At 62.7% G+C, this 16,417-nt stretch carries 10 protein-coding genes and 4 tRNA genes; all 14 read right to left on the bottom strand.

Going from position 1 to position 16,417, the window contains the following annotated elements; genetic code table 11:
- Nucleotides 1–156: 156 nt before the first annotated feature.
- On the bottom strand, nt 157–2,004 hold the full coding sequence (gene recQ, locus Bsp3421_RS31200) for a DNA helicase RecQ (RefSeq protein WP_274000650.1): 1,848 nt from the start codon (nt 2,002–2,004) through the stop codon (nt 157–159).
- A gap of 351 nt (nt 2,005–2,355) precedes the next feature.
- A complete protein-coding gene (gene rpoC / locus Bsp3421_RS31195) occupies nt 2,356–6,600 on the bottom strand; it encodes a DNA-directed RNA polymerase subunit beta' (protein ID WP_274000649.1) in 4,245 nt (1,414 codons plus the stop codon).
- 20 nt (nt 6,601–6,620) lie between these two features.
- Complete coding sequence (rpoB, locus tag Bsp3421_RS31190) at nt 6,621–10,727, bottom strand: DNA-directed RNA polymerase subunit beta (protein ID WP_274000648.1); 4,107 nt, start codon at nt 10,725–10,727, stop codon at nt 6,621–6,623.
- A gap of 363 nt (nt 10,728–11,090) precedes the next feature.
- Entirely contained in the window at nt 11,091–11,462 is a 372-nt protein-coding gene (rplL, locus tag Bsp3421_RS31185) for a 50S ribosomal protein L7/L12 (RefSeq protein ID WP_274000646.1), read from the bottom strand.
- A 63-nt stretch (nt 11,463–11,525) separates the two neighbouring features.
- A complete protein-coding gene (gene rplJ / locus Bsp3421_RS31180; protein WP_274000645.1) occupies nt 11,526–12,023 on the bottom strand; it encodes a 50S ribosomal protein L10 in 498 nt (165 codons plus the stop codon).
- A 290-nt stretch (nt 12,024–12,313) separates the two neighbouring features.
- Nucleotides 12,314–13,009: a 50S ribosomal protein L1 gene (rplA, locus tag Bsp3421_RS31175; protein WP_274000644.1), complete on the bottom strand. Its 696-nt coding sequence runs from the start codon at nt 13,007–13,009 to the stop codon at nt 12,314–12,316.
- Nucleotides 13,010–13,441: a 50S ribosomal protein L11 gene (rplK, locus tag Bsp3421_RS31170; RefSeq protein WP_252986273.1), complete on the bottom strand. Its 432-nt coding sequence runs from the start codon at nt 13,439–13,441 to the stop codon at nt 13,010–13,012.
- Between the two features lie 144 nt (nt 13,442–13,585).
- The gene (gene nusG, locus Bsp3421_RS31165; protein WP_004525645.1) at nt 13,586–14,143 is read right to left on the bottom strand and encodes a transcription termination/antitermination protein NusG; all 558 of its coding nucleotides are present in this window, start codon (nt 14,141–14,143) and stop codon (nt 13,586–13,588) included.
- 1 nt (nt 14,144) lies between these two features.
- The gene (gene secE, locus Bsp3421_RS31160) at nt 14,145–14,525 is read right to left on the bottom strand and encodes a preprotein translocase subunit SecE (RefSeq protein WP_274000643.1); all 381 of its coding nucleotides are present in this window, start codon (nt 14,523–14,525) and stop codon (nt 14,145–14,147) included.
- A gap of 37 nt (nt 14,526–14,562) precedes the next feature.
- Nucleotides 14,563–14,638, bottom strand: a tRNA-Trp gene (locus Bsp3421_RS31155).
- A 58-nt stretch (nt 14,639–14,696) separates the two neighbouring features.
- Nucleotides 14,697–15,887 (bottom strand): elongation factor Tu, encoded by a 1,191-nt coding sequence (tuf, locus tag Bsp3421_RS31150; RefSeq protein WP_274000641.1) that lies wholly within the window; start codon nt 15,885–15,887, stop codon nt 14,697–14,699.
- Nucleotides 15,888–15,954: 67 nt separating this feature from the next.
- A tRNA-Thr gene (locus tag Bsp3421_RS31145) sits at nt 15,955–16,029 on the bottom strand.
- Nucleotides 16,030–16,055: 26 nt separating this feature from the next.
- Nucleotides 16,056–16,129: transfer RNA gene (locus Bsp3421_RS31140), tRNA-Gly, on the bottom strand.
- 41 nt (nt 16,130–16,170) lie between these two features.
- Nucleotides 16,171–16,256 (bottom strand) — tRNA-Tyr (locus Bsp3421_RS31135).
- Between the last annotated feature and the right edge of the window lie 161 nt (nt 16,257–16,417).

Here is a 16,417-nt window from a genome sequence, read left to right as displayed (position 1 = left end):
GCGAAATCGACGTGCGTTTACACTCCGATTCCCCAATCTGGCGCACGGGCCTGCGCCCGCGAACCGACCTACCAGGAACCGGAACCCATCATAATATTCCGAAAATCCTAAGCGAGTCAACAGCTTGCGTGATTTCAGGCAGGCGGGAAGGCGGGCTCAGGCCGACTCGACGACTTCGAGCAGCTCGTCGCCGAAACGGTCGAGCTTGCGCGCGCCGATACCGGGGATATGGCGCAGATCCTCGATCGATTCGGGCGCGTTGCGCGCGATTTCCGCGAGGGTCGCATCGTGGAAGATCACGTAGGCCGGCACGCCGTCGCTCTTGGCGGTTTCTGCGCGCCACGCGCGCAGCGCCTCCCAGCGCGCGCGCTCGAGCGGATTCATGCCTGCCGTCGGGTCGGCGCGCGTTCCACTGCGGCTCGACGACTGACGCGAGCGCGCCGGCTTCACGTAGCGGCGCAGCGTGACCGTCTCCTCGCCCTTGAGCACCCGCTTGCTCGCTTCGGTGAGCACGAGCGCGCCGAAGCCGCCGTGGTCGACCGCGAGATAGCCGAACGCGACCAGTTGGCGGAAGATCGCGCGCCATTCGGGTTCGGAAAGCTCGGCGCCGATCCCGAACGTGCTCAGTTTCTCGTGGCCGCGCTGCAGGATCTTCTCGCCGCGGCCGCCGCGCAGGATCTCGATCAGGTGGCTGGCGCCGAAATTGAAGCCGCTCGCGCGCTGCGCGCGGAACACGCAGGACAGGGCCATCTGCGCCTCGCGGGTCGCGTCCCAGGACGCCGGCGGCTCGAGGCAGGTGTCGCAATTGCCGCACGGCCGGCTGTCCTCGCCGAAATAGCTGAGGAGCCGCACGCGCCGGCAGGACGCGGCCTCGCACAGGCCGAGCAGCGCATCGAGCTTGCCGGTCTGGACCCGCTTGTGGGCATCGTCGGCCTCCGACTCGTCGATCATCTTGCGCTGCTGCACCACGTCGCCGAGCCCGTAGGCCATCCATGCGTTCGCCGGCATGCCATCGCGCCCGGCACGGCCGGTTTCCTGGTAATAGCCCTCGACGCTCTTCGGCAGATCCAGGTGCGCGACAAAGCGCACGTCGGGCTTGTCGATCCCCATGCCGAAGGCGATCGTCGCGCACATCACGATCCCCTCCTCGCGCTGGAACATCGCCTGGTGCCTCTGCCGCACCTCGAACTCCATCCCCGCGTGATACGGCAGCGCGCGCACGCCCTGCGTCTTGAGCCAGTCGGCCGTCTCCTCGACCTTGCGGCGCGACAGGCAGTACACGACGCCCGCGTCGGTCGTGCCGTCCGCGTTCGTGTGTTCCGCGCGGATGAAGTCGAGCAGCTGCGCGCGCGCGTTGTCCTTCTCGACGATCCGGTAGCGGATGTTCGGCCGGTCGAAGCTCGACACGAACACGCGCGCGTCGTCGAGCGCGAGGCGATGGACGATCTCGTCGCGCGTGATCGCGTCGGCGGTCGCCGTCAGCGCAATGCGCGGCACGGCCGGGAAGCGCTCGTGCAGCACCGACAGCTGGATATATTCGGGACGGAAGTCGTGGCCCCACTGCGACACGCAGTGCGCCTCGTCGATCGCGAACAGGCCGATCCGCGCGCGCTCGAGCAGGTCGAGGAAGCGGGGCGTCATCAGGCGCTCGGGCGCCACGTACAGCAGGTCGAGTTCGCCCTCGCGCAGCGCGCGCTCGGTGGCCGCGGCCTCCGCGCCCGACAGCGTCGAGTTCAGATACGCGGCGCGCACCCCCACTTCCTGCATCGCGGCCACCTGGTCCTGCATCAGCGCGATCAACGGCGAGACGACGATGCCGGCGCCGAGCCCGGCGCTGTGACGCAGCAGCGCGGGAATCTGGTAGCACAGCGACTTGCCGCCGCCCGTCGGCATCAGCACGAGGCAATCGCCGCCGCCCGCGACGTGCTCGACGATTTCCCCCTGCTGGCCACGGAAGGCCGGATAGCCGAAGACTTCGTTGAGAATTTCGAGAGCGGTGGACATGGGTCGAGGCGTACCGGCAAAAAAGGACTGATGGGGCTGGATTTTACCAACCTCGCCGCGGGACGATGCGAATGATGTGCGCGCGCTGGCCATTCGGCCGACTCGCCGCGCCGCCGGGCCCGCTCGGCAACGCCGCGGAAACCGGAGGTTCGTCGTGGTTGCCGGCATGACGGCTTTTTTAGCAAGGAATGCTGACCGTAGCACTCCACCCATCTCAAAACAACGACGCCGAACGGGAAATCATGCGCGCGCCGGCGCGCACGCCCAGACGCAAGCCATAAAAAAAGCCGCCCAGTCGAAACTGGGCGGCTTCCTCGGCGCAGCGGCCAGGCGGCTTGCGCCGCCTGGCGCTTACTCCGCCGGGTGCTGCGGCTCGATGGCGGCGGCCGGGGTTTCCGGCGTGCCGAAGTCGAATGCCTCTTCCGCAGCGATCTGGTCGAAACGCTCGCGATCCGCCGTTTCCTTGTTCTTGCGCGCCTTGTGGAACGCAAGACCGGTACCGGCCGGGATCAGACGACCGACGATCACATTTTCCTTCAGGCCGCGCAGATCGTCGCGCTTGCCCATGATCGCCGCTTCGGTCAGCACGCGGGTCGTTTCCTGGAACGATGCCGCCGAGATGAACGAATCGGTCGACAGCGACGCCTTCGTGATACCCAGCAGGATGTTCTCGTACGTTGCCGGACGCTTGTCCTCCGCGATCATGCGATCGTTTTCGTCCAGCATGTCCGAACGCTCGACCTGCTCGCCCGGGATGAAGCGCGTATCGCCGTTGTCGGTGATCTGCACACGACGCAGCATCTGGCGAACGATCACCTCGATGTGCTTGTCGTTGATCTTCACGCCCTGCAGACGGTACACGTCCTGCACTTCGTCGACGATGTAGCGCGACAGCGCCTCGATACCCTGCAGACGCAGGATGTCGTGCGGATCGGCCGGGCCGTCCACGATCATTTCGCCCTTGTTGACGACCTGAGCATCGTGGACCAGCACCTGCTTTTCCTTCGCGATCAGGAACTCGTGCTGATTGCCTTCGAGGTCCGTGATGACGAGACGCTGCTTGCCCTTCGTGTCCTTGCCGAACGACGTCGTGCCGGTGACTTCCGCGAGAATGCCCGCATCCTTCGGCGAACGCGCTTCGAACAGTTCCGCCACCCGCGGCAGACCGCCGGTAATGTCACGCGTCTTCTGCGCTTCGGTCGGGATACGTGCGAGCACTTCACCCACCTGCACCTGCTGGCCGTCCTTCACGGTGATCAGCGCGCCGACCTGGAAGCCGATCTGCACGGCATGCTCGGTGCCCGGGATCTTCACTTCGTCGCCGTTCGCGTCGAGCAGCTTGACCTGCGGACGCACGCTCTTCGCCGCCTGCGAACCGCGGCGTTTCACGTCGATCACGACGAGGGTCGACAGACCCGTGACGTCGTCGATCTGCTTCGCGACCGTCACGCCTTCCTCGACGTTTTCGAACTTCACCGTACCACCGTACTCGGTGATGATCGGACGCGTCAGCGGATCCCACGTGGCGAGCTGCGTGCCCGCCTTGATCAGCGCGCCGTCGAGCTGCAGCAGCGTCGCGCCGTACGGGACCTTGTGACGCTCGCGCTCACGGCCGAATTCGTCGGTGATCATCGCCTCGCCCGAACGCGAGATGACGATCTGCTCGCCCTTCGCGTTGGTCACGTAGCGCATCGTCGCGGTGAAGCGCACCGTACCGTTGCTCTTCGCCTCGACCGACGACGCCACTGCCGCACGCGATGCCGCGCCACCGATGTGGAACGTCCGCATCGTCAGCTGCGTACCCGGCTCGCCGATCGACTGCGCCGCGATCACGCCGACCGCTTCGCCGACGTTCACGAGCGAGCCGCGGCCCAGATCGCGGCCATAGCAGGCCGCGCACAGACCGTAGCGCGTCTCGCAGGTCAGCGCGGTGCGCACGCGCACTTCGTCGATGCCCAGGCGTTCGATGTCCTCGACCGCGTCTTCGTCGAGCAGCGTGCCCGATTCAAACAGCGTTTCCTGCGTTTCCGGATTGACGACGTCCGCCACGGCGACGCGGCCGAGAATCCGGTCGCGCAGCGCCTCGACCACTTCACCGCCTTCGACCAGCGCCTTCATCGCCACGCCGTTGGAGGTGCCGCAATCGTCCTCGACCACCACCAGATCCTGCGTCACGTCGACGAGACGACGCGTCAGGTAACCCGAGTTCGCGGTCTTCAGTGCCGTATCAGCCAGACCCTTACGTGCACCGTGGGTCGAGATGAAGTACTGCAACACGTTCAGGCCTTCGCGGAAGTTCGCGGTAATCGGCGTCTCGATAATGGAGCCGTCCGGCTTCGCCATCAGGCCGCGCATCCCGGCCAGCTGACGAATCTGCACCGCGGAACCCCGGGCGCCCGAGTCGGCCATCATGTAGATCGAGTTGAACGATTCCTGGCGCGTTTCCTTGCCGTCGCGATCCGTCACCGGCTCCGTCGACAGCTGCTCCATCATCGCCTTGCCGACCGCTTCCGACGTCGCCGACCAGATGTCGACCACGTTGTTGTAGCGCTCTTGCGCGGTGACGAGACCCGACATGTACTGGCGGTCGTACTCCTTCACCTTCTTCGCGGCGTCACCGACGATCGTCTCCTTCTGCGGCGGCACGAGCATGTCGTCCACGCAGATCGAGATGCCGGCGCGCGTCGCGAGACGGAAGCCCGACTGCATCAGCTGGTCGGCGAACACCACCGTCGCGCGCAGACCGCACTTGCGGAACGCGGTGTTGATCAGGCGCGAGATTTCCTTCTTCTTCAGCGGCTTGTTCAGCACCGAGAACGGCAGGCCGTGCGGCAGGATCTCCGACAGGATCGCGCGGCCGACGGTCGTCGCGTACAGCGAGATCTTCGGCACGAACTGCGGCGCGCCTTCCGACGTGTCTTCGTTGTGGACCATTTCGGTGATCCGCACGTTGACGCGCGAGGCCAGCTCGACTTCCTTGTTCTCGTACGCGCGGAGCACTTCCGACACGCCGGTGAACGTCAGGCCCTCGCCCTTCGCATTGATCGCCTCGCGGGTCGCGTAGTACAGACCCAGCACGATATCCTGCGACGGCACGATCGACGGATCGCCGTTGGCCGGGAACAGCACGTTGTTCGACGCGAGCATCAGCGTGCGCGCTTCCATCTGCGCTTCGAGCGACAGCGGCACGTGAACGGCCATCTGGTCACCGTCGAAGTCGGCGTTGAACGCCGCGCAAACGAGCGGGTGCAGCTGGATTGCCTTGCCTTCGATCAGCACCGGCTCGAACGCCTGGATACCGAGACGGTGCAGCGTCGGCGCGCGGTTCAGCATCACCGGATGCTCGCGGATCACCTCTTCGAGGATGTCCCACACCACCGGCGTCTGGTTCTCGACTTCCTTCTTCGCCGCCTTGATGGTCGTCGCGACGCCCATCACTTCCAGCTTGTTGAAGATGAACGGCTTGAACAGTTCGAGCGCCATCAGCTTCGGCAGGCCGCACTGGTGCAGCTTGAGCGTCGGGCCGACCACGATCACCGAACGGCCCGAGTAGTCGACGCGCTTGCCCAGCAGGTTCTGACGGAAACGACCGCCCTTACCCTTGATCATGTCGGCGAGCGACTTCAGCGGACGCTTGTTCGCGCCCGTCATCGCCTTGCCGCGGCGACCGTTGTCGAGCAGCGAGTCGACGGCTTCCTGCAGCATCCGCTTTTCGTTGCGGACGATGATCTCGGGCGCCTTCAGCTCGAGCAGACGCTTCAACCGGTTGTTCCGGTTGATCACGCGGCGATACAGGTCGTTCAGGTCCGAGGTCGCGAAACGGCCGCCGTCGAGCGGCACGAGCGGACGCAGTTCCGGCGGCAGCACCGGCAGCACTTCGAGAATCATCCACTCGGGCTTGATGCCCGAACGCTGGAATGCCTCGAGGACCTTCAGGCGCTTCGCGTACTTCTTGATCTTCGCTTCCGAGCCGGTGTTCTTCAGCTCGGTGCGCAGCGTCTCGACCTGCTCGTCGATGTTGATCGCACGCAGCAGCTCGCGCACGCCTTCCGCGCCCATCTCGGCGCGGAATTCGTCGCCGTATTCCTCGACCTTGTTGTAGTAATCCTCTTCGGTCATGATCTGCCGCGCCTTCAGCGGCGTCATGCCCGGTTCGATCACCACGTACGCTTCGAAGTACAGCACGCGCTCGATGTCGCGCAGCGTCATGTCGAGCACCATGCCCAGACGCGACGGCAGCGACTTCAGGAACCAGATGTGCGCGACGGGCGAAGCCAGTTCGATGTGGCCCATCCGCTCGCGGCGGACCTTCGCGAGCGTGACTTCGACGCCGCACTTCTCGCAGATCACGCCACGGTGCTTGAGGCGCTTGTACTTGCCGCACAGGCACTCGTAGTCCTTGATCGGCCCGAAGATCTTCGCGCAGAACAGACCATCCCGCTCCGGCTTGAAGGTGCGGTAGTTGATGGTCTCCGGCTTCTTCACCTCACCGAACGACCAGGAGCGGATCTTGTCCGGCGAAGCCAGACCGATCTTGATCGCGTCGAAAACTTCTTCTTGTTGGACTTGCTTGAATAGATCGAGCAGAGCTTTCATTGCTTCTCTCCGTAGTCCGATTAATTGCGGTCGAGATCGATGTCGATACCGAGCGAGCGGATTTCCTTCACCAGCACGTTGAAGGATTCCGGCATGCCTGCATCGATCACGTGATCGCCCTTGACCAGGTTCTCATAGACCTTGGTCCGGCCGTTCACGTCGTCCGACTTCACCGTCAGCATTTCCTGCAGCACGTAGGACGCGCCGTATGCTTCGAGCGCCCACACTTCCATTTCACCGAAACGCTGGCCGCCGAACTGCGCCTTGCCGCCGAGCGGCTGCTGCGTGACGAGCGAGTACGGGCCCGTCGAACGCGCGTGCATCTTGTCGTCGACCAAGTGGTGCAGCTTCAGGTAGTGCATGTAGCCCAGCGTGACGCGGCGCTCGAACATCTCGCCCGTGCGGCCGTCGTACAGGCGGACCTGGTTCTTCGACTCGTTCATGCCGAGCTGTTCCGCGATCTCGTCCGGGAAGGCCAGGTCGAGCATCTTGGCCATTTCTTCCTCGGTCGCACCGTCGAACACCGGCGTCGCGAACGGCACGCCTTCGCGCAGGTTCCGCGCGAGTTCGAGGATTTCGTCGTCGGTGAAGCTTTCCAGATCTTCCGCGCGGCCCGACTCGTTGTAGATCTTCGTCAGGAAGATGCGCATTTCCTCGATCTTCGCCTGACGCTGCAGCATCTCGCCGATCCGCCAGCCGAGGCCCTTCGCGGCCCAGCCGAGGTGCACTTCGAGAACCTGACCCACGTTCATCCGCGACGGCACGCCGAGCGGGTTCAGCACGACGTCGGCCGGACGGCCGTCGGCCATGTACGGCATGTCTTCGACCGGCACGATCTTCGACACGACGCCCTTGTTGCCGTGGCGGCCTGCCATCTTGTCGCCAGGCTGCAGGCGACGCTTGACCGCGAGGTACACCTTGACCATCTTCAGCACGCCCGGCGGCAGTTCGTCGCCCTGGGTGAGCTTCTTGCGCTTCTCTTCGAACGCGAGGTCGAACTGGTGGCGCTTCTCTTCGATCGAGTTCTTGATCGCTTCGAGCTGCGCGGCGGCTTCGTCTTCCGCGAGGCGGATGTCGAACCAGTGGTAGTGGTCGAGGTCTTCCAGGTAAGCCTGGTCGATCTTCGTGCCCTTCGCGAGCTTCTTCGGACCGCCGTTCGCGACCTTGCCCACGAGCATGCGCGCGAGACGCTGGAACGCGTCGCCTTCCACGATGCGCAGCTGGTCGTTCAGGTCCAGGCGATAGCGCTTCAGTTCATCGTCGATGATCTGTTGCGCGCGCTTGTCGCGCTGGATGCCTTCGCGCGTGAACACCTGGACGTCGATCACCGTGCCGCTCATGCCCGACGGCACGCGCAGCGAGGTGTCCTTCACGTCCGAAGCCTTCTCGCCGAAGATCGCGCGCAGCAGCTTCTCTTCCGGCGTCAGCTGGGTCTCGCCCTTCGGCGTGACCTTGCCGACCATCACGTCGCCCGCTTCGACTTCCGCGCCGATGTACACGATGCCCGATTCGTCGAGACGGCCGAGCTGGACTTCCGCGAGATTCGAGATATCGCGCGTGATTTCTTCCGGTCCGAGCTTCGTGTCGCGTGCGACGACGTTCAGTTCTTCGATGTGAATCGACGTGTAGCGATCGTCGGCCACGACCTTCTCCGAGATCAGGATCGAATCCTCGAAGTTGTAGCCGTTCCAGGGCATGAACGCGATCAGCATGTTCTGGCCGAGCGCGAGCTCGCCCAGATCCGTCGAGGCGCCGTCGGCCAGCACGTCGCCGCGCGAGACCTTGTCGCCCATCTTCACGATCGGACGCTGGTTGATGTTCGTGTTCTGGTTCGAACGCGTGTACTTGATCAGGTTGTAGATGTCGACGCCGACTTCACCGGCGACGGCTTCGTCGTCGTTCACGCGAATCACGATACGGCCTGCGTCGACGTAATCGACCACGCCGCCGCGGAACGCCTGGACCGTGGTGCCCGAGTCGACCGCGCAGGTGCGCTCGATGCCCGTCCCGACGACCGGCTTCTCCGGGCGCAGGCACGGCACGGCCTGACGCTGCATGTTCGAACCCATCAATGCGCGGTTCGCATCATCGTGCTCGAGGAACGGAATCAGCGAGGCTGCCACCGACACGATCTGCGACGGCGCCACGTCCATGTACTGGATGCGGTCCGGCGTGACCATCATGGTTTCGCCGGCCTCGCGCGACGACACGAGTTCGTCGACCAGCGTGCCGCTCTCGTCGATCGCGGCGTTCGCCTGCGCGATCATGTAGCGGCCTTCCTCGATCGCCGACAGGTAGTCGATCTGGTCGGTCACCTTGCTGTCCACGACCTTGCGGTACGGCGTCTCGAGGAAGCCATACTCGTTCAGGTGCGCGTACAGCGCGAGCGAGTTGATCAGGCCGATGTTCGGACCTTCCGGCGTTTCGATCGGGCACACGCGGCCGTAGTGGGTCGGGTGCACGTCACGGACTTCGAAGCCCGCGCGCTCGCGCGTCAGACCGCCCGGGCCCAGTGCGGAAACGCGGCGCTTGTGCGTGATTTCCGACAGCGGGTTGGTCTGGTCCATGAACTGCGACAGCTGCGACGAACCGAAGAACTCGCGGATCGCCGACGAAATCGGCTTCGAGTTGATCAGGTCGTGCGGCATCAGGTTTTCGCTTTCGGCCTGGCCGAGGCGTTCCTTGACCGCGCGCTCGACGCGCACGAGACCGGCGCGGAACTGGTTTTCCGCCAGTTCGCCGACGCAACGCACGCGACGGTTGCCCAAGTGATCGATATCGTCGACTTCGCCCTTGCCGTTGCGCAGCTCGACGAGGATCTTGATCGTCGCGAGGATGTCGTCGTCTTCCAGCGTCATCGGGCCGACGATTTCGTCACGGCCGACGCGGCGATTGAACTTCATGCGGCCGACCTTCGACAGGTCGTATGCGTCTTCGCTGTAGAACAGGCGGTTGAACAGCGCCTCGACCGCTTCTTCCGTCGGCGGTTCGCCCGGACGCATCATGCGGTAGATCGCGATGCGCGCCGCGGTCTTGTCCGCGGTTTCGTCGACGCGCAGCGTGGACGAGATGTACGGACCCTGGTCCAGATCGTTCGTGTAGAGCGTCTGGATTTCCTTGATCTTCGCTTCGCGCAGCTTCTCGAGGACGCTTTCCGTCACTTCGTCGTTCGCGTTCGCGATCACTTCGCCGGTGTCGCCGTCGACGACGTTCTTCGCGAGCACGCGGCCGATCAGGTAGTCTTCCGGCACCGAGATGAACTTGGTCTTCGCGGCTTCGAGGTCGCGAATATGCTTCGCGTTGATCCGCTTGTCCTTCTGGACGATGACCTTGCCGTCACGGTCGGTGATATCGAAGCGCGCGACTTCGCCGCGCAGGCGCTCCGGCACGAACTCGACCTGCGCGCCTTCGTTCATCAACGTGAAGTTGTCGAACACGAAGAAGTTCGCGAGGATCTGTTCCGGCGTCAGGCCGATCGCCTTCAGCAGGATCGTGACCGGCATCTTGCGGCGGCGGTCGACGCGGAAGTACAGCACGTCCTTCGGATCGAATTCGAAGTCGAGCCACGAACCGCGGTAGGGGATGATCCGCGCGGAGAACAACAGCTTGCCCGAGCTGTGGGTCTTGCCCTTGTCGTGCTCGAAGAACACGCCCGGCGAGCGGTGCAGCTGCGAAACGATCACACGCTCGGTGCCGTTGATCACGAACGAGCCGGTCGGCGTCATGAGCGGAATTTCGCCCATGTACACTTCCTGCTCCTTCACTTCCTTGACGACGGGCTTGCTCGGCGATTCCTTGTCCAGCAGCACGAGGCGAACCTTCGCGCGCAGGGCCGAGCAATAGGTGAGACCGCGCTGCTGGCATTCCTTGATGTTGAATGCCGGCGACGACAACGCATAGCTCACGAACTCGAGGCGCGCGAAACCGTTGTGCGAGACGATCGGAAAAACCGAGGTAAACGCAGCCTGGAGGCCTTCTGGCTTGCGTTGCGACGGCGGCACATCTGCTTGCAGAAATGTGCTGAATGATTCAAGCTGAGTAGCCAGCAGGAAAGGAACTTGGTGAACGATGGAGCGTTTCGCGAAACTCTTGCGAATACGCTTCTTCTCGGTGAAGGAATAGTGCATACGATCTCCGAATCACGGCGGGCGCTATCGAGGCGGGATACCTTGACGTGTCAAACCCGAGTGTTCACCGACTGAGACCCGATGGCCGTCCTACGGCACGAGCCGAGAAGCTTGGTGGTTGGCCGCTACCAACCGCTGGCTGACGGCAGCGGATGCCTGGAATGCCCGCTGCCCGACCAAACTTGCCTTCTGCAGTCGCTTCAGAAGACAAAGAGAATCGCCGATTCGATCACGGATAGGCGGTTTTCTTTGGCTTCTGGGGCCAGCATCAAGCCTCCCGAAAGAGTGCCAAAACACTGTCCCCACAAAGCACAAAAAGGCCGGCGGTGAAAAACCGCCAGCCTTCGCAAAGCGAGCCGATACTTACTTGACTTCGACCTTCGCGCCTGCGTCTTCCAGCTTCTTCTTGGCTTCGTCAGCCGCTGCCTTGTCCACGCCTTCCTTGACGGGCTTCGGTGCGCCGTCAACCAGGTCCTTCGCTTCCTTCAGGCCCAGGCCCGTCAGTTCGCGAACAGCCTTGATGACTGCAACCTTGTTGCCGCCGGCTTCGGTCAGCACGACCGTGAATTCGGTCTTTTCTTCGACAGCAGCAGCTGCGCCACCTGCCGGGCCAGCGACTGCCACTGCAGCTGCCGACACGCCGAACTTCTCTTCGAACGCCTTGACCAGCTCGTTCAGTTCCAGAACAGTCATGCCTTCGACTGCGGCCAGAATGTCTTCTTTTGCGATTGCCATTTGAAATACTCCTAAATTGAATGCAGGTACAGCCAGCGATCTGTGATGCAGAGCCGCGTTCGATTACGCAGCTTCGGCTTGCTTCTTCTCGGCGAGCGCAGCCAGTGCGCGCGCGAAGCCCGAAACAGGCGACTGCATGACGAACAGCAGCTTCGAGAGCAGTTCTTCGCGGCTCGGGATGCTGGCCAGCGCTTGCACGCCTGCCTTGTCCATCACCTTGCCATCGAACGAGCCCGCCTTGATGATCAGCTTGTCATTGCTCTTGCCGAAGTCGTTGACGACCTTGGCAGCAGCAATTGCATCTTCCGAGATGCCGTAGATCAGGGGGCCAGTCATCTGCTCTGCCAGCGGAGCAAACGGCGTACCTTCGACGGCGCGGCGCGCCAGCGTATTCTTCAACACGCGCAGGTAAACCTTTTGCTCACGCGCTTGCGCGCGCAGCTTGGTCAGATCGCCAACCGCAATTCCACGATACTCAGCCAGCACAACGGTCTGGGCCTTCGCGACTTGCGCGGCAACCTCAGCGACGACGGCTTGCTTGTCTTCTCTATTAAGCGGCACGGTCAGCCTCCAGAAACGATACGGTCGGCGTGCGCCTCGCGTACCTCGTTCAACAACGGCGTCCGACTCGTTAGGAGTATTTCCACCGGATATCGCGGATCGCTCCGCCTTCCGGCTTCACCACTGCAAAACTTTTTCGGGTTCGCCATCTACGTTGGCTTGAATTAAGGGCTTGCCTGACTGCTGCCCGCCCACCAACGGTCTTTGATAACCGGTTGCCCCGCCACACTGCGCGGGACAACCGCCCAAAGCCCAGAAAGCCGCTCCAGCGCGGAGCGGCTTGAATTGCTTTACGCGGCCAGCGTAGCCTGGTCGACGCGCACGCCCACACCCATGGTGCTGGACAGTGCGATCTTGCGCAGGTACACGCCCTTGCTCGTCGCCGGCTTTGCCTTTTGCAGCGCCTCGACGAGTGCCGACAGGTTCGAGCGCAGTGCGGCGGCTTCGAACGATGCACGGCCGATGGTCGCGTGGATGATACCAGCCTTGTCGACACGGAACTGCACCTGACCCGCCTTCGCGTTCTTCACGGCAGTCGCGACGTCCGGCGTCACGGTGCCGACCTTCGGGTTCGGCATCAGGCCGCGCGGGCCGAGGATCTGGCCGAGCGTACCGACGACCCGCATCGTGTCCGGCGAAGCGATCACGATGTCGAAATCCATTTGACCGGCCTTGATCTGTTCAGCCAGATCTTCCATGCCGACCACTTCCGCGCCGGCGGCACGCGCCTGCTCGGCCTTCTCGCCTTGCGCGAACACGGCGACGCGCACCGACTTGCCGGTACCTGCGGGCAGCACGACCGAGCCGCGAACGACCTGGTCCGACTTCTTCGCATCAATGCCGAGCTGGACAGCCACGTCGATCGATTCGTTGAACTTCGCGCTCGCGCATTCCTTCACGAGTGCCAGTGCGTCTTCGATCGCGTACAGCTTCTGACGGTCGACCTTAGCGGCGAATGCCTGACGGCGCTTCGAGATCTTAGCCATTTACACACCCTCCACGGTGATGCCCATCGAGCGTGCGCTACCAGCGATGGTGCGAACAGCTGCGTCCAGATCAGCCGCCGTGAGGTCGGGCATCTTGGTCTTGGCGATTTCTTCTGCTTGCGCGCGGGTGATCGTGCCGACCTTGTCGGTGTGCGGCTTGCTCGAACCCTTGTCCACCTTGGCCGCCTTCTTGATCAGGACGGTCGCCGGCGGCGTCTTCATCACGAACGTGAAGCTCTTGTCCGCGAATGCCGTGATGACCACCGGCACCGGCAGGCCCGGCTCCATGCCTTGAGTCTGCGCGTTGAACGCCTTGCAGAACTCCATGATGTTCAGGCCGCGTTGGCCCAGCGCCGGACCGACCGGCGGCGACGGATTGGCTTTACCTGCAGGAATCTGCAGCTTGATAAAGCCGATGATCTTCTTTGCCATTTTGAAAACCTCGTTGGAACGCCTAAGCGTCCGGTGAGTGATAACGCGGGTTCGTCTTGCGACTACTGGCGCTCCTCAACGGTCATTGACGCGGACCGTAAGCGCGAAAAGTGGACAACCCTGGGGCTGCCCACCTGAATCTTGTTAGACCTTCTCGACCTGACCGAATTCGAGCTCGACCGGCGTCGCGCGACCGAAGATGGTGACCGAAACGCGCACACGCGACTTTTCGTAGTTCACTTCTTCGACCGTACCGTTGAAGTCGGTGAACGGACCTTCCTTCACCCGAACCATCTCGCCGACTTCGAACAGGGTCTTCGGGCGCGGCTTCTCCACGCCTTCCTGCATCTGCGACATGATCTTTTCGACTTCCCGCGGGGAAATCGGGCTCGGGCGGTTACGGGCGCCGCCCACGAAACCGGTGACCTTCGCGGTATTCTTCACGAGGTGCCAGGTTTCGTCCGTCATTTCCATTTCGACCAGCACGTAGCCGGGGAAGAAACGACGTTCGGTGACGGCCTTGTGGCCGCCCTTGACCTCGACCACTTCCTCGGTAGGAACCAGGATCTGGCCGAACTTGTCCTGCATGCCAGCACGTTCGATGCGCTCCTGAAGCGCGCGCTGCACGCTCTTCTCCATACCGGAGTAGGCGTGCACGACGTACCAACGTTTTCCACTCGGGGATGCCGGAGTATCGCTCATATCATTTCCAACCCAGAATCACCGAGAAAATCGCCCATTCGATGGACTTGTCACTCAGCCAAAGAAAGAGCGCCATCACCAGCACAAAGCCGAACACGACGAGCGTGGTTTGCGTGGCTTCCTTGCGCGTGGGCCAGACCACCTTGCGCACTTCGCGATACGAATCCTTGGCGAAAGCAATGAAGCCTTTGCCCGGAAGCGACATCAGCGCAACGGCCGCACCGGCGACAACCCCCACTGCCAACGCAGCGCCGCGGACGTACCACTCCTTGCCACCCAGCAAGAAGAAGCCCGCAAATCCGGCCAAGACCAACAATACGCCCAGGGCCAGCATTAGCTTATCGCCGGAGGTATTTACAGTTTCGACGGAAGGATTCGCCATAACACCTTAAAACAAACGCCACGACGAGCGTGGCAAGTGGCAGGGGCAGAGGGAATCGAACCCCCAACCTTCGGTTTTGGAGACCGACGCTCTGCCAGTTGAGCTATACCCCTAAACCATGTGGGACCGGCCACTGCCGGCCCCAAAACTGTCGATCAACGAATAACTGGCTTACTCGAGGACCTTGGCAACGACGCCGGCGCCGACGGTACGGCCGCCTTCGCGGATTGCGAAGCGCAGACCTTCTTCCATCGCGATCGGCGCGATCAGCTTCACCGTGATCGACACGTTGTCGCCCGGCATCACCATTTCCTTGTCCTTCGGCAGCTCGATCGAACCCGTCACGTCCGTCGTACGGAAGTAGAACTGCGGACGGTAGTTGTTGAAGAACGGCGTGTGGCGGCCGCCTTCGTCCTTGCTCAGCACGTACACTTCAGCCGTGAAGTGCGTGTGCGGCGTGATCGAACCCGGCTTCGACAGAACCTGGCCGCGCTCCACGTCTTCACGCTTCGTGCCGCGCAGCAGGATACCGACGTTGTCGCCTGCCTGACCTTGGTCCAGCAGCTTGCGGAACATTTCCACGCCCGTGCAGGTCGTCTTCACCGTCGGCTTGATACCGACGATTTCGATTTCTTCGCCGACCTTCACCACGCCGCGCTCGATACGGCCCGTCACCACCGTGCCGCGACCCGAGATCGAGAACACGTCTTCCACCGGCATCAGGAACGCGCCGTCAACTGCACGCTCCGGCGTCGGGATGTACGTGTCCAGCGCGTCTGCCAGGCTCATGATCGCCACTTCGCCCAGCTCGCCCGTGTCGCCTTCCAGCGCCAGCTTTGCCGAACCCTTCACGATCGGCGTGTCGTCGCCCGGGAAGTCGTACTTCGACAGGAGTTCGCGAACTTCCATCTCGACCAGCTCGAGCAGTTCAGCGTCGTCCACCATGTCGCACTTGTTCAGGAACACGATGATGTACGGAACGCCAACCTGACGCGCCAGCAGGATGTGCTCGCGCGTTTGCGGCATCGGGCCGTCTGCTGCCGAGCACACCAGGATCGCGCCGTCCATCTGCGCTGCGCCCGTGATCATGTTCTTCACATAGTCAGCGTGGCCCGGGCAGTCAACGTGCGCGTAGTGGCGGTTAGCCGTTTCGTACTCGACGTGTGCCGTGTTGATCGTGATGCCGCGCGCCTTTTCTTCCGGTGCCGCGTCGATCTGGTCGTAGGCCTTCGCCTCGCCGCCGAATTTCTTCGTCAGCACGGTCGTGATCGCTGCCGTCAGTGTCGTCTTGCCGTGGTCAACGTGACCAATCGTACCAACGTTCACGTGCGGCTTGGTCCGCTCAAATTTTTCCTTGGCCATTTTCAACTCCTAACAGGAATTTCACATGTTGCGCCGCGCGCAAACAGACACTGACAACTTAAAAGCTTGGTGCCCATGGGCAGGATCGAACTGCCGACCTCTCCCTTACCAAGGGAGTGCTCTACCACTGAGCCACATGGGCGCTTCTATGCTTCAAAACTCATGAACTGGAGCGGGTGAAGGGAATCGAACCCTCGTCGTAAGCTTGGAAGGCTTCTGCTCTACCATTGAGCTACACCCGCACGGGCCACTTAACGATTCCCTACCGCTCTTGCGTATGTCTTGGTGGAGGAGGTTGGATTCGAACCAACGTAGGCGTAAGCCAACAGATTTACAGTCTGCCCCCTTTAGCCACTCGGGCACCCCTCCGTAGAGAACTGACGATTATGGGGGTGCATCGAACCCATGTCAAGCACCTCATCAAGATTTTTGCATCATCTTCGAGTGCCCACTGTCGCTGTGCTCCCTGCCCGGCAATTTCAGCGCCTTGCGCCGGCTTGCCTGCATGGAGTACGGTAACCTGTTCAGCT

Origin of the sequence: Burkholderia sp. FERM BP-3421 (assembly GCF_028657905.1) — a bacterium.
In the GTDB taxonomy this organism is placed as follows: Bacteria; Pseudomonadota; Gammaproteobacteria; order Burkholderiales; family Burkholderiaceae; genus Burkholderia.
This window is presented reverse-complemented; position numbering and strand designations above follow the sequence as displayed.